The sequence below is a fragment of the Stenotrophomonas sp. 364 genome, from assembly GCF_009832905.1.
GTDB classification, from domain to species: Bacteria; Pseudomonadota; Gammaproteobacteria; order Xanthomonadales; family Xanthomonadaceae; genus Stenotrophomonas; species Stenotrophomonas maltophilia_AP.
Window position 1 is genome coordinate 4,768,666 of the sequence record NZ_CP047135.1, and the last position, 13,643, is coordinate 4,782,308.

Consider the following 13,643-nt stretch of genomic DNA (forward strand, 5'->3'; position numbering starts at 1 on the left):
GTATCCTGTGCCTTCCATGGACCGGATGCGCACCCGATGAAACACCACTTCGCCGATCTCATCGACCGTGCCAGCGGGGTGTGGACGATCACGCCCAACGCGCAGCGCTGGGCGTGCCATTACGAAGACGTGGCCGACGCGCCCGACGACGCCACCCGGCTCACGTTGACCCGCCACGACCGCAACTGGGTGCGCGTGCTGCAACTGGAAGGGCTGCGCGAACTGACCCTGCACGAACCCGACCAGGCCCAGCTGGCTGCCTTGGCGCAGCTGCCGCAGCTGACCGCGTTGCGGATCAGCCATGCGCGGCCGAAGACGCTGGCGATGCTGGAGGGCATGCACGGGCTGCGCGAACTGGTACTGGAGTACGTCTCGGCGTTTTCCGATCTGTCGCCCGTGGGCCGCCTGCCGGCACTGCAAGCGCTGCACATGGAGAACCTGCGGCGGGTGCACGATTTCTCCGGTCTGGTCGGCGCCACCGCGCTGCGCGACCTGACCCTTCTGGGCACGCTGGACTGGAACCAGCCCGTGGACGACTTCGCCTTTCTTGCCGGCCTGCCGGCGCTGGAGCGACTGAATGTGTCGTGGTTCCGCGCGCCGAAGGTGTCGCCGGTGATGGGCGCGCTGCTGGCGCTGCCGCGCCTGGCCAAACTGGAGATGGGCATGGCCAGCCTGCCGCTGGAAGAGTTCGCGTGGATCGAGGCGAATTTGCCGCACGTGGAAGGCGCGGTACGGCCGGCGACCGTTCCGACCGACGGCCAGGACCACGAAATCGGCGCCCGCGATCCGCGCGCGAGCATGCCCCTGGCCGAGTTCTACCAGCACATCGACGTGTACGTGGGGCACCAGGGGAAGCGCTTCAGAAGCAGCGGCTTCGACGCCATGCTGCTGGGCAAGGGCGAGCGCTACGCCACCGGCACGCCTGAGGCAGTGCTGGCCAAATGCACCCAGCACCGCCAGCGCTACCGCGCCCTCGTCGAAGCCCACCGCGCCGCCCGGTAGGCACCCACCGTAGGTGGGTGCACTGCAATCGCACCGGTAGTGCCGGCCGCTGGCCGGCTCCTCGCAACGCTGATCCGATGGCCATCTACCGACCAACAGTCGGTAGCTACCGGTGCTTGTCGGTGTCCAGACCGTCGGCGCGCCCCGGCCCCTTCGCCATCGCCTGGAACACCCCATCGCGGCGCACCCACAGGTGGAACAGCGCGGCCGACAGATGCACCACCACCGTGGCGAACAGCGCATAGGCCAGCAGGCTGTGCGCATTGCGCAGCGCGGCGTAGAGCGATGGATCATGCGGCACGATCGCCGGCAGGTTGAAGCCGGACCACATCACGATCGGATAGCCACCGGCCGACAGCATCGACCAGCCCACCAGTGGCATCGCCAGCATCAGCCCATACAGCACCCAGTGCGAGGCATGCGCGGCAGCCGCCTGCCAAGCCGGAAGGTCGGCCGGCAACGGCGGCGGCCGGTGGCGCAGGCGGTTGTACAGGCGCACCAGCGCCAGCAGCAGGATCGCGATGCCCAGCGGCCGGTGCAAGTCGACCAGCATCGGCCGCCACTGCAGTGCGGCCACCATGCCCACGCCCACGAACAGCATGGTCAGGATCATCGCCGCCATCAGCCAGTGCAGCACCCGCGCGGTAAGGTTGAAGTGGCCATTCTCGCGGTTCATTTCGCACCTTCCTTGCCGGTGGCGGCAGCACCCTTGCCGCTGGCGATTTCGCGCTCGCGGCGGTTGAACGACTGCGAATACACCGCCGAGCGCGCCGCCAGAATCGGGTCATCGGAGCCGGCGATGCCGCTGGGCAGGATCAGCGGGTCGTAGTTGAGGTCGCGGCACGCGCCTTCGGCCTGGGGCTGCATCGACACCAGGCTCAGCGTGCCCACCTTGACCTGGCGGCGCTGCGCCGGCCACACCTGCGACGGGTCATTGATCGGGTCGCCCGCTTCGGCAAGCGTCACCCACATGTCCCAGCGCACCGGGCCCTGGGCCAGCCGTTGCGCGAACTCGTCGGCCAGGTAATCCAGCCCGGCCTGCGCGCGCTGCGCGGCGGTCATCTCCACGAAGGGGGCCTGGGGGCGCATGCTCCAGCGCACGAAGTGCTGGCTGCCGTCGGCGGCGGTGAAACGGAAGCTGTTGACCCCGTTGTAGTCGGTGTTGGCCCAGCTGTTGGACCACGGCGCGGTCTTGGCCCATTCCCCGAAGGCGCGCGCGCTGGGGTATTTGGCCTGCACCGCAGCCATCTTCGCCGGGTCCGGCTTGCCGGTGGCCGGGTCGGGGATACCGGCGCGGGTCTGTTCCAGGAAGGCCTCGGCGGTGGGCACGGCGAAGAACGGGAAGCTGTTCATCGCGGTGCGCCATTCCTGGCCGTCATCGCTCACCAGCTGCAGCGCCATGCTGCGCACGCGCGCATTGGCATCGGCACCGTGCGGATCGCCGCCGCCGATCGACAGTCGGCCCAGCACCGGCACCTGCGCCTGGCGGAACACGCGGGCCGAACTCAGCGCGGCTCCGTCCGGCGTGCCCTGGAAACTGCCGCTTACGCACACGCCCTTGCTGTGCGCGCGGCGGAACCCGGGGTGGGGCGGACCGGTGGCCTCGATGCTGTCGGTGAAGGCCTGCGCGGTGGCACGATCACGACCGATCCAGCCGGCCAGCCAGGCAAAGGCCAGTATCAGCAGGCCGGCAATCAGCGCGATCAACGCGATCCACAGCAGCGGCGACGGGGGACGCGGGGCGCCTGGCTCCTGGCCGGCGCGGGTGTAACCAAAGAGCGACATGTCCGGAATCCTGCCTTCACGATGCGTGTGGGTGGGCGACAGGCGCATGGTGTCAGAAGCCGGCGTGCGCGGATATTCACATTTTCGACAAGTATTGAAAACGCAGATCCCCGCCGGAGCGGGGATCTGTTGGTTCCAGCCAGGTGCGCAGCGTAGTGCCGGGTTCTACCCGGCAGGTAGAGCAGCGGGGCAGCGGGGCAGCGGGGCAGAGCCCCGCTCTACGGGTCGGCAGGGCAGCGGGGCAGAGCCCCGCTCTACGGGTCAGGCGTAGCGCGCTTTCAGCATCGCCCACGCCGAGCGTAGCGCCAGCGCTTCGCCGCCGGCCGGGCGGCCCGGGCGTTCGCCGTCGTTCCAGGCGTACACGTCCAGGTGCGCCCAGACCTGGCCTTCGGCGATGAAGCGCTCCAGGTACAGCGCGGCGGTGACCGAGCCGGCCATGCGCGAGCCGGCATTGGCCAGGTCGGCGATGCCGCTGTGCAGGTAACGCAGGTACGGGCGCCACAGCGGCATGCGCCAGACCGGGTCGCGGGTCCGCTCGCCGGCCTGCAGCCACTGCTGGGCCAGGGTGTCATCGTTGCTGAACAGCGCCGGCAGGTCCGGGCCCAGGGCGATGCGTGCCGCACCGGTGAGGGTGGCGAAGTCGAGCACGATCTGCGGCTGTTGTTCGCTGGCGTAGGTGAGGGCATCGCACAGCACCAGCCGGCCCTCGGCGTCGGTATTGTCGATCTCGATGCTCAGCCCCTTGCGGGTGGCGATCACTTCGCCCGGCCGGAACGCATCCGGGCCGATCGCGTTTTCCACCGCCGCAATCAGCAGGGTCAGCTGCACCGGCAGCTGCTGGGCCATGATCAGCCCGGCCAGTGCCAGCGCATGCGCCGCACCGCCCATGTCCTTCTTCATGTTGCGCATGCCGTCGGCCGGCTTGATGTCCAGGCCGCCGGTGTCGAAGCACACGCCCTTGCCCACCAGCGCCACGTGCGGCTGGCCGGCGGTGCCCCAGCGCAGCGCGATCAGGCGCGGGGCACGGTGCGAGGCGCGGCCAACGGCGTGGATGGCCGGGAAATTCTGTGCCAGCAGTGCATCACCGGTGATCACTTCCACCTGCGCGCCATGTGCATCGGCCAGCGCACGCGCGGCGTCTTCCAGCTGCTGCGGGCCCATGTCTTCGGTGGGGGTGTTGACCCAGTCGCGCACGCGCAGGCTGGCGGTCACCACATCGCGCACTTCGGCCGACGGCGTGGCCAGCAGCTGCGCCGGCGCGCGGTTGGGCTTGCGGTACCGCGCGAAGCGATAGCTGCCCAGGCCCCAGCCAAGGTGCAGCAGGGTTTCAACATCCACCGGCAGCGCATCGGCCACCTTCCACACGGTGCCTTCGGGCAGCGCGAACGGCGCATGCGCGTACGCATAGGCATCACCGGGATCACCCACGCCCACGATCGCACCGGCCAGGCCATGCTCGCCGGGCAGCAGCACCACGCTGCCACCGCCGCCGTTGAAATGCTGCGCATCGATCCAGGCAACCAGCGCCTCGCTCTGCTGCGCGCGCCAAGCGGCGAACTGGGTGCGCTCCATCACGTGCAGCGGAAGGGCCTTGGCGGCGTCGGTGGTGAAACCGTTGATCTGGGTCATGCGGGAAAGGCTCCGTTCGTGGTCAGGCGTGCTGCGCCGATGCGTTCGCATCAAGCCAGTCGGCCAGCCCGGTCAGGGTGTCGAACTGCAGGTCAGGCTGCAGCGAAGGGTGGTTCCAGACGTGCGCTTCGCGGTTGATCCAGCAGCCGCGCAGGCCGGCCTGCATCGCGCCCACTACGTCCATCTCGGCGTGGTCGCCCACGTGCAGCACGTGGGTGGGGGCAACCCCAAGGCGATCGCAGGCGGCATGGAAAATGCTGGCCGCCGGCTTGGCCGCACCGTGTTCGCGCGAGCCCAGCTGGAAGCTGAAATGATGGGCCAGGCCAATCCGCTGCAGGTCGGCGTTGCCGTTGCTGAGCGCGGCCACCGGCACCTTCGCGGCGATGCGGGAAAGCGCGTCAAGCGCGTCCGGGTAGAACTCCACCTGGTTGCGCGCGGCGTAGAACGCCTCGTAGGCCGGTTCGAGCAGGGCCAGGTCGGCACCGCTTTTTTCCAGCGCTTCACGCAAGGTCAACCGGCGCAGCGCGCTCAGGTCGTGGTGCAGCTGCGGGTTGTCGTGGAAGGAGCGCTCGCGCAGCTCCCGCATGGCCGCCACGGGGTACATCGCGGCAGTGGCGGGGCTGTGTTGCAGCATCCACTCAAACAACACCTGGTCGATGCGCGCGCCGATGGGGGCGAACGGCCACAGGGTGTCGTCGAGGTCGAGGGTGATGGCTTGGACTGGAAAATTCACCGTCCCATTCTACTCCTGCCGGTCCGGAGGGGCATGCCCGGATCGGTTCATTCGAGCAACCTTGCCCAGCCGTGCATGCCGTCCAGCCGTGCCAGCACCAGCTTGACGCAGACCAGCAGCGGCACCGCCAGCAGCAGCCCGATCATGCCCCACAGCCAGCCGAACACCAGCAGCGACAGGATCAGGATCAACGGCGAGATCGCCATGCTCCGGCCCAGCACGATCGGGGTCACCACCTGGCCTTCAATGGTGTGCAGGGCCAGGTAGCAGGCCGCCGGCAGCAAGGCCTTGAGCGGATCGCTGAACTCCACAAAGCCCATCAACAGCATCAGCGCCACGCCGATCAGCGGCCCCACGTAGGGCGCAAAGTTCAGCAGGGCCGCCACCGTGCCCCACAGCAGCGCTTCCTGCAGGCTGATCCCGAGCAGCAGCAACACACCGGAAAACACCAGTCCGACCAGGGTGTTGATGACGGTGATGGTGAGGACGTAGCGCGACACCTCGCGTTCGATCGAGCGCAGGATGTCGGTGGTGAAGCGTTGCTGCTGGCGGCTGGGGAACAGCGCGATGGCATGCTTCTGCAGGTTCTGCCCGTAGATCATGAAGAACAGCGTCAACAGCACCACCGCCAGCACCGAGGCGGCCAGCCGTGGCGCGCGGGTCAACACCTTGTAGGGGTCGTCCAGCTGGGTGCGCACGATCTGCACGCGCCGGCTGCTTTCGCCCCCGGCGACGCGGGCAAAGTTCTCCGCGGCCTGGTTGGCCTGCTGCACCGGCTTGGTCAGGTCCTGCACCTGCCGGGCCACCTTGCGCAGCTGCTGCGGGGCTTCCTGCGCCCACTCCATGGCCGGCCCCACCAGCTGCACGCCCAGCGCGGCGGCACCACTCAGGCCCACGACCAGCACCAGCACCGCGCCCAGGAAGCGGGGAATCCAGAGCTTGCCCAGCAGCCGCAGGATGGGGTTGCAGACCAGCGCCAGGAACATCGCCAGCAGCACCGGCAGGATCACCTCCTGCGCGGCCCAGAGCGTGAACCCCACGGCCAGCGTGGCCAGCACCACCAGCGACATCGGCGCGCGCGGGCGGGGCGGTGGGGGCGCGGTGACGGTGTCATCGAGGGAAACGGCAGGAACGCTCATGCGGGCGCCGGGCAGGAAAGGTGCGCCATTATTGGGCAACCCAGGTGCGGGCGGCGTGTTGGTGGCGGGGTCATATGCACCTGCCCTTGGACTCGCCATGGGTCTCACCAAGGCGCCCCCAGCAACATCGCGGCGACGTGCTTGGCCTCCTCCGTGGCCACCAGCCAATTGTCGAGGGCCGGGATGGTGGGATCACGGGACCCTGAGCGCCATGGATGGCGCGACGGAGCTTACACGGACGTACTTGCAGCGTGTCCCGTGGTCCCACCCATCCCGGCCCAGCTGCAGGCCAGGCAACATCGCTACGCTTCTGCCTTTCCCGCAGAAGGAAGAAGAACCATAAAAAACCCCGCCGCGGTGGGCGGCAGGGCTTCAGGTGCAGTGCGCCGGTGAACCGGTGTGGCTCAGCGTTCGGAAAGATCCGTCGCCGCTTCAGCCGGCTGCGGTTGGCGCCGGTCATCGGCGTCGACACGCGGCGCCGCAGCGGCCGCGGCGCGTGGCGCCGGTGGCTGGCGCGGCACGCCGTCCACCGCATCGTCCACCTTGTCGGCGGCCTGCTCGGCGGTATCGGCCGCCTCACTGGCCTGCATCGACGCAAACGCGGCCTGGGTACTGGCCAACAGGTTGGACACCGAGCCGATCATCTGCAGCCAGCGTGCCCCTTGGACCTTCGCCCCGAGCCCGGTGGGCTCCAGCTTGCCGGCCAGGAAACCGCCGGCCAGGCCCACGGTGATGATGCGCAGCGGTGTCCAACCGGCCCGCCATGCGCCGCTGAGGGTGAACCAGCTGCTGCGGGTTTTCTCCACCCGCACCGCCACCACCAGTTCGGCACGCTGCACGCGTTGCCGCAAGGCTTCAAAATTCATCGCCTGGCTCCCGTCGTATCGACGTCGGCATCGGGATCTTCTTCGCTGGGTTCGTCATACAGCCCCAGCCGCGACAGCTGGCGACGGGTGGCATGCATGCCGGTATGGCGGAAGAAGAACGACACCCGCCACATGGCATACCCAGTCACGATCAGGCTGAGGATCGAGGTGATCAGCAGCGAGTGGAACCAGGTCATGCCCCAGCGCACCATCAGCGCGATCAGCGTGCCGGCCAGCAACAGCCAGGCCGACGCACCGAACACGATCGCTACGCCACTCCACGCCAGCGCCCGCCCGAAGGCACTGCGCGCCAGCGCGAAATCGGCCGAGGCCAACCGGCGCAGCGACCGCAGCGTGTGCTTGGCCGACTCCACGGTGTCACGACCGGCGGCCCCCACCTGGCGGATGCTTTCATCCAGGTGAGGCGCCTTCTCAGCGCCGTCCGGTGGCGGGGTGTCCGCGCCACCGGTGGCGGTCGACTGGGCTTGATCGCTCACGCCGGATTACTTGTCGCCGCCGCTGCGGGCCAGCTTGGCGATGATCCAGCCGGCCGCGAAGGCAACGCCGAAGGAGGCCAGCGGACGCTCGCGGATGAGCTCGGCGGCGCTGTCCACCAGGTCCTTGCCCTTGTCCATCAGGGCATCGACCTGTTCCTTTGCGGCGGCACCACCGAACTCGGCGGCAGCCAGGCCCGACAGCGCGGTGTCGGACAGCTCGGCCTTGACGTTGGCCTTGCCGATCCGCAGTTCGTCGCCCGCGGCACCGGTGGCGCCCTTGATCGCGCCGCCTGCAGCGGTGGCGGCCGACTTCAGGTGCGAACCGGCTTCGCCCAGGTGTTCCTTCAGGTTTTCGGTATTGGTGGGGCTCATCGTGACTCTCCGTTATGTGCGATGGGGAAGGTGACCGGGCAGGAACCGCGGTAACGAACTGAAGGTAATAGCATCGCCCGGGTGTAGAGGGTGTTAGCTGGCGTGAGATGCGCGCGAAGGCCGGCTGACCGGTTCAGCGCATCACCAGCACGCCCGGGGTGTTGCCGCGCACGATACGTAGCACCAGTTGCGGCGGGCGCTGCTGGAAGTTGGCGCGCCAGCTGGCCAGGTCGGCGAACTCGCCGGCGGTGGTTTCGGTGATCACATCGCCGGCGGCAAGGCCCGAGCTGGCCGCGCGACTGCCGCGCTTGACCTCGCTCACCTGCACGCCGCTGATGCCGGCCTGGCGCAGCGACTCGGGCAGGTCCACGAAGGTGGCCCCGGCCAGGCGCGGGTCGAGCGTGTCGCCGCTGACCGCGCGCGCCTGTTCCTTCAGCGTGGCCTTGAGCTGCTGCGCCTTGCCGTCGCGGCGGATGTCCAGGGTAAGCGTGCTGCCCACCGGCGCCAGGCCTTCAATGTTGTGCAGCGCCTGCGCGCTGTCCACGCGCTGGCCGTTGGCCGACACCACCACATCGCCCGGACGCAGGCCGGCGGCGGCCGCGCCGGAGCCGGCCAGTACCCGCGTGACCAGCGCGCCGCGCGCTTCGTTCAAGCCCAGGCCCTGGGCGATCTGCTGGGTCAGGTTCTGCGCTTCCACGCCGAGCGTGCCGCGTACCACCACGCCATGCTTGACCAGCTGGTCGACCACGTCGCGTGCCAGATTGGACGGAATGGCCAGGCCCAGGCCGATGTTGCCGGCCATGCTGCCCTGCGGATTGAAGCTGGCGGTATTGATGCCCACCAGCTGGCCCTGCAGGTTGACCAGCGCCCCGCCGGAGTTGCCCGGGTTGATCGAGGCGTCGGTCTGGATGAAGTTCTGGTAGCCCAGCCCGCGGATGCCGCTGCGGCCCACCGCCGAGACGATGCCGGAGGTGACGGTCTGGCTGAAACCGAACGGGTTGCCGATGGCCACCACGAAGTCGCCCACGCGCAGCTGGTCGCTGTTGCCCAGCGGCAGGGCGGTGAGCTTGTCGGCGGGAATGCGGATCAAGGCGATGTCGGTGTCGCGGTCCGAGCCGATGAACTCGGCCTTGACCGTGCGCCCGTCGGCCAGCGTCACCTGCACGTCGTCGGCATTGTCGATGACGTGGTGGTTGGTCAGCACCAGCCCGGCGCTGGCATCGATGATGACGCCCGAGCCCAGCGATTCGTTGATGCGTTCCTGCGGCACTTCCGGGAACAGCCGGCGGAAGAACGGGTCATTGAAGTAGGGGTTGCGTACCCGCACCACCTGCTTGGTGTTGACGCTGACCACCGCGGGCATCGCCCGGTCCAGCATCGGCGCCAGTGACGGCACCGGCTGCCCGGCGACCGAGGCCGGCAGTGCGGCGGTGGCCGGAATGACCAGTGACGCCGGCGCTGCTTCGGCACGGTTGTCCAGGTGCGCGTTGATCGCCGAAGCGACAAAGCCACCGAAGGCGGCGGCAAGGGCGAGCGTGAGCAGGGTGGGGAGCGGTCGCATGGTCCGTCGGTTCCGTAACGAAGAGCGGCGTGGGAGGTGGAAGCCTCTATAAGGTAAAGCAAGCTGAATGAGTGTGGCCGCCCGCGCCTAAACCGCGAATGAAATCCGGGACGCCGCGCGGTCGCCATCGTCCCCACCCTGCCGCCTGCATCGGTTCAACCTGCCGCTGCACGACACCCCGCTCGGCACGCCGGCGGCCAGGATGGACGCCCTGCACGGTCCCCCGTTTTCCACCCCGCCACGTTCCACTGGACGGTGCCAAGGCAGCCGGATCCGGCCATCACCGCCTGCCGTTTCGAGCGCGAAGGCAGCGCAGTTGTGCAGTAAAGGGCAACCCGCCGATCCGCGTTCGACACCCAATTGCACACCGCCGCACAACTGCCCGACGCATGCAGAGGAGGCAGGCGCGACAACACGCGTGCGGTGCACGGAGGCTGTTTTAAAGGGGTTTGCTGCCGATGCCAGGTTTGCCGGGCAGCGCTGGCGTCGTCCCGCCAAGCACAGGTGCGGCTCATGGGCTGCGACAAGACCGTTCCACGATGGACCGCGCCGGTATAGCATCGCCAGCGATTTAACTGACCAGGCCCCTTAGGAGGCAATCATGAGCAACGGTAATGGTGTGACCGCGACCCTGTCGCAGGGCGTCGACGAAGTAAAAGAAGTGGCCGGCAACGTGGGCGAGACCATCGCTACCGCCGCTGAAGATGCCGTGGCGTCGGTGAGCAAGACCGTCAAGCGCGCACGCAAGGCTGCCACCACCCAGGTTGCCAAGGTCAAGAAGGCCGTGCAGAAGGCCGAGAAGACCGTCGCCAAAAAGGCCGACAAGGCCGCCAAGTCGGTCGGCAAGACCCTGGCCACCGCCAAGAAGAAGCTGGAAGCGGCCAAGAGCAACGCCAAGGCCGAAGCCGCCTCGCTGAAGAAGCAGGTTGCCAAGAAGAAGGTCGCCGCTGAAAAGGCCGTGACCAAGACCACCAAGGCCGCCAAGAAGGTCGCCGGCAAGAAGGTCGCCACTGCCAAGAAGGCCGTGACCAAGAAGACCGCCGCCGCCAAGAAGGTCGCGGGCAAGAAGGTTGCCGTGGCCAAGAAGGCTGTGGCCAAGAAGACCGCGACCGCCAAGAAGGTTGTCGGCAAGAAGACCGCCGTGGCCAAGAAGACCGTCGGCAAGAAGGCCGCCGTGGCCAAGAAGGCTGTGGCCAAGAAGTCCGCGACCGCCAAGAAGGTTGTTGGCAAGAAGACCGCCGTCGCCAAGAAGACCGTGGGCAAGAAGGTTGCCGTGGCCAAGAAGGCTGTCGGCAAGAAGACCGCAGCGGCCAAGAAGGTTGTCGGCAAGAAGACCGCCGTCGCCCGCAAGACCGTCGGCAAGAAGGTCGCCGTCGCCAAGAAGACCGTCGGCAAGAAGACCGCCGTTGCCAAGAAGGCCGTCGCCAAGAAGAGCGCCGTGGCCAAGAAGGCTGTCGGCAAGAAGACCGCCGTTGCCAAGAAGGCCGTTGCCCGCAAGGCCGCCCCGGCCAAGCGTGCTGCCAAGCCGGTGGCCCGCAAGGCTCCGGCCAAGCGCGCCCGCAAGTAAGGCGTGATCATGGCGCCTGCCTGCGGGCGGGCGCCGTGATGCGGTTGCAGGGGTGTGCCGCCCTGCGCGCGGGGAACCGTTCTGGTTGCCCCCGCCCCCTTCCGCTTGCACAAAGCTGAAGCGGTTTACGCAATATCCGCGTCAGAATGTTGGCGCGCGTCATGCAGAGATGGCAGAGTCGGGATCTCGAAGTCATGGGACGAAGGAACGCCCGATGTATGCCGAAGCCCTCACCGCCGGTCACGCGCTCATGCGCCTGCACCAGGACCACCGCCTGATCCGTGTCGATACCGTGCTGGACCCGCAGACCTTCCTGGTCAAGCGGTTCGACGGCAGCGAACGCGTGTCCCATCCCTTCGCCTACCAGGTCGAGCTGCTCTCGGTGCAGCCCCGGCTGGAGCTCAAGCAGCTGGTGGGCCAGCCGCTGCGGCTGATCCTGGGCGACGAGTTCGGTGGTCATGGCATCCACGGCTACGTGCGCGAGTTCGCCAGCACCGGCCGCGAGGCGCAGTTCAGCGCCTACCGCGCCGAGATCGCGCCGTGGTTTGCCTTCCTGGACTACACCAGCAACTGCCGCATCTTCCAGGACATGAACGTGCTGAAGATCGTGGAAACGGTGTTCGCCGATTACCCCGACCTGGCCCGCTTCGACTATGACCTGGACACCGGCAAGCTGCCCAAGCTGCCCTACTGCGTGCAGTACAACGAGTCCGATTTCGCCTTCGTCTCGCGCCTGCTCGAAGACGCCGGCATCTACTACAGCTTCCGCCACGATGAAGAGGGCCACACCCTGCTGCTCAGCGACGACTCCACCCTGAGCGTGGCGTTGGGCGAGCCGGCCCCGGTGTACTTCCGGGCGGATCAGGGCGTGCAGCAGCAGACCGGCCTGCACCGCTGGGGTGCCCGCCGCCGGGTGGGGCCGGGCGCGCATGCGCTGAGCAGTTTCGACTTCAAGCAGCCCAGTACGCCCTTGCGCGTGGTGCGCGGCAACGAGGCGCCGCGGGGCGTTTTGCCCGAACTCACCCAGTACCGTTACGACGGGGCGGCCCGCTTCGCCGACAGCCGCATTGGCGAGGCGCTGGCGGCGGTGCGCAATGAAGAAACCGCGTGGCCCACCAAACTGTTTGAATGCGCCGGCAACGCCGCCGGGCTGCAGGCGGGCGGCTGCTTCACCCTGGAACAACAGCCGGACTTCATCGGCCGCGGCGCAGAAGACCGCCAGTTCTTCGTGGTGCGCCTGCAGCGCGAAGGGCGCAACAACTTCGCCAGCGATTTCGCCAGCGCCGAAGCGCCCAGCCACGCCATCGAAGCCGAGGTGCTGCGCCGCAAGATTCCCTACCGCCCGCTGCGGCAGACCCCGTGGCCGCGCATGCCCGGCCCGCAGACCGCCACCGTGGTGGGCCCGCCCGGCGAAGAACTGCATGCCGACGCCTACGGCCGGGTGAAGGTGCAGTTCCACTGGGACCGCAAGGAAGACCGCCGCGACAACGGCGCCGAGAACAGCTCCTGCTGGATCCGCAGCGCGAGCCCGTGGGCCGGCGCGGACATGGGCGGGGTATCACCGCCGCGCGTGGGCCAGGAAGTGGTGGTGGACTTCCTCGACGGCGACCCGGACCGCCCGATCATCACCGGCCGGGTGTTCAATGAAGAGAACATGCCGCCGTTCGGGCTGGAGGTGAGCGGCCTGAAGTCCAAGACGGTCAAGGGCGCCGGCTGGAACGAAATGACCATGCACGACACCGCCGGTGGCGAGCTGCTCAACATGCGTGCCCAGCGCGACATGGTCACCACCGTGCTCAACGACCAGAACGCCAGCATCCAGAACAACAAGTCCACCGCGGTGGCGGTGAACCACAGCATGAGCGTGGGCGCCAACCAGGACATCAGCGTGGGTGCCAACCGCGGCATCACCGTGACCGGCACCGACACCCTGGGCGTGACCGGCACGCGCACCACCAACATTACCGGCGCGGTCACCCAGAACTACCAGTCCGGCCAGACCAAGACCATCGCCGCGGCCGGCTACACCGAAACCATCACCGGCGATTTCGGCACCACCCTGACCGGCAACTACACCAGCCAGCGAACCGGTACCTGGAAGGAAACCGTTACCTCCACCTCGCTGCGCCAGGTGATCGGCAAGGTCACCCAGGAGTACTCGGCCGGGCGCGAAACCACCATTACCGGGCTGGACAAGCGCGGCGTGCAGGGCGCGGTGGAAGACACCAACATCGGCGCGCGCACCGTGGGCGTGGACGGCACCTTCGAGCACGAAGTCACCGGCACCCACAGCCAGCTGTCCAATGGCGACATGACCCTCGGCTCGGCCAGCAAGCTCACCGCGGCGGTGGGCGGGGCCTTCATCGAGATCACCGACGGCGAGATCAAGATCTCCGCCGGCGGCTCGGAAGTAGTCATCAACAGCGGTGGCGTTTCGGTCAACGGCAGCGAGATCAAGCTCAACTGCTGACCGGTCCATCGGAGGGACACCC

Annotated in this window: 12 protein-coding genes; 3 read left to right on the forward strand and 9 right to left on the reverse strand. The window is 68.1% G+C overall.

The features are described from left to right. Window positions 1–36: 36 nt before the first annotated feature. Complete coding sequence (locus GQ674_RS21165) at window positions 37–1,002, forward strand: leucine-rich repeat domain-containing protein (protein WP_159499057.1); 966 nt, start codon at window positions 37–39, stop codon at window positions 1,000–1,002. Between the two features lie 106 nt (window positions 1,003–1,108). On the opposite strand, the gene GQ674_RS21170 is transcribed toward GQ674_RS21165, so the two are convergent. From GQ674_RS21170 to GQ674_RS21210, 9 genes are all read right to left on the reverse strand, one after another. Then, window positions 1,109–1,678: a cytochrome b/b6 domain-containing protein gene (locus GQ674_RS21170; RefSeq protein WP_159499059.1), complete on the reverse strand. Its 570-nt coding sequence runs from the start codon at window positions 1,676–1,678 to the stop codon at window positions 1,109–1,111. Next, window positions 1,675–2,787: a catalase family peroxidase gene (locus tag GQ674_RS21175; RefSeq protein WP_159499061.1), complete on the reverse strand. Its 1,113-nt coding sequence runs from the start codon at window positions 2,785–2,787 to the stop codon at window positions 1,675–1,677. The genes GQ674_RS21170 and GQ674_RS21175 overlap by 4 nt, the downstream gene beginning before the upstream one ends. Window positions 2,788–3,048: 261 nt before the next feature. Next, on the reverse strand, window positions 3,049–4,416 hold the full coding sequence (locus GQ674_RS21180; protein WP_159499063.1) for a M17 family metallopeptidase: 1,368 nt from the start codon (window positions 4,414–4,416) through the stop codon (window positions 3,049–3,051). A gap of 22 nt (window positions 4,417–4,438) precedes the next feature. Further along, window positions 4,439–5,149, reverse strand: a complete 711-nt coding sequence (locus tag GQ674_RS21185; protein WP_159499065.1) for an HAD family hydrolase — start codon at window positions 5,147–5,149, stop codon at window positions 4,439–4,441. 47 nt (window positions 5,150–5,196) lie between these two features. Then, the gene (locus GQ674_RS21190; RefSeq protein ID WP_159499067.1) at window positions 5,197–6,288 is read right to left on the reverse strand and encodes an AI-2E family transporter; all 1,092 of its coding nucleotides are present in this window, start codon (window positions 6,286–6,288) and stop codon (window positions 5,197–5,199) included. 404 nt (window positions 6,289–6,692) lie between these two features. After that, on the reverse strand, window positions 6,693–7,154 hold the full coding sequence (locus GQ674_RS21195) for a protein sip-5 (protein WP_159499069.1): 462 nt from the start codon (window positions 7,152–7,154) through the stop codon (window positions 6,693–6,695). Further along, the gene (locus GQ674_RS21200; protein ID WP_201290195.1) at window positions 7,151–7,651 is read right to left on the reverse strand and encodes a phage holin family protein; all 501 of its coding nucleotides are present in this window, start codon (window positions 7,649–7,651) and stop codon (window positions 7,151–7,153) included. Before GQ674_RS21200 ends, GQ674_RS21195 begins: the two co-directional genes overlap by 4 nt. 6 nt (window positions 7,652–7,657) lie before the next feature. After that, window positions 7,658–8,023 carry a hypothetical protein gene (locus GQ674_RS21205; RefSeq protein WP_019185548.1) on the reverse strand — a complete coding sequence of 122 codons (366 nt, stop codon included), beginning with the start codon at window positions 8,021–8,023 and terminating at the stop codon, window positions 7,658–7,660. A gap of 133 nt (window positions 8,024–8,156) precedes the next feature. Continuing rightward, window positions 8,157–9,584, reverse strand: a complete 1,428-nt coding sequence (locus GQ674_RS21210) for a Do family serine endopeptidase (RefSeq protein WP_159499071.1) — start codon at window positions 9,582–9,584, stop codon at window positions 8,157–8,159. Window positions 9,585–10,185: 601 nt separating this feature from the next. Here GQ674_RS21210 and GQ674_RS21215 point away from each other — a divergent pair. Then, window positions 10,186–11,151 (forward strand): histone, encoded by a 966-nt coding sequence (locus tag GQ674_RS21215; protein ID WP_159499073.1) that lies wholly within the window; start codon window positions 10,186–10,188, stop codon window positions 11,149–11,151. 214 nt (window positions 11,152–11,365) lie between these two features. Further along, entirely contained in the window at window positions 11,366–13,621 is a 2,256-nt protein-coding gene (gene tssI, locus GQ674_RS21220; RefSeq protein ID WP_159499075.1) for a type VI secretion system tip protein TssI/VgrG, read from the forward strand. The last annotated feature ends 22 nt before the right edge of the window (window positions 13,622–13,643 follow it).

Bases quoted from the DNA above. Each gene is read 5' to 3' on its own strand.
- GQ674_RS21165 (WP_159499057.1), top strand. From the start codon at position 37: ATGAAACACCACTTCGCCGATCTCATCGACCGTGCCAGCGGGGTGTGG.
- GQ674_RS21170 (WP_159499059.1), bottom strand. From the start codon at position 1,678: ATGAACCGCGAGAATGGCCACTTCAACCTTACCGCGCGGGTGCTGCAC.
- GQ674_RS21175 (WP_159499061.1), bottom strand. From the start codon at position 2,787: ATGTCGCTCTTTGGTTACACCCGCGCCGGCCAGGAGCCAGGCGCCCCG.
- GQ674_RS21180 (WP_159499063.1), bottom strand. From the start codon at position 4,416: ATGACCCAGATCAACGGTTTCACCACCGACGCCGCCAAGGCCCTTCCG.
- GQ674_RS21190 (WP_159499067.1), bottom strand. From the start codon at position 6,288: ATGAGCGTTCCTGCCGTTTCCCTCGATGACACCGTCACCGCGCCCCCA.
- GQ674_RS21195 (WP_159499069.1), bottom strand. From the start codon at position 7,154: ATGAATTTTGAAGCCTTGCGGCAACGCGTGCAGCGTGCCGAACTGGTG.
- GQ674_RS21205 (WP_019185548.1), bottom strand. From the start codon at position 8,023: ATGAGCCCCACCAATACCGAAAACCTGAAGGAACACCTGGGCGAAGCC.
- GQ674_RS21210 (WP_159499071.1), bottom strand. From the start codon at position 9,584: ATGCGACCGCTCCCCACCCTGCTCACGCTCGCCCTTGCCGCCGCCTTC.
- GQ674_RS21215 (WP_159499073.1), top strand. From the start codon at position 10,186: ATGAGCAACGGTAATGGTGTGACCGCGACCCTGTCGCAGGGCGTCGAC.
- tssI (WP_159499075.1), top strand. From the start codon at position 11,366: ATGTATGCCGAAGCCCTCACCGCCGGTCACGCGCTCATGCGCCTGCAC.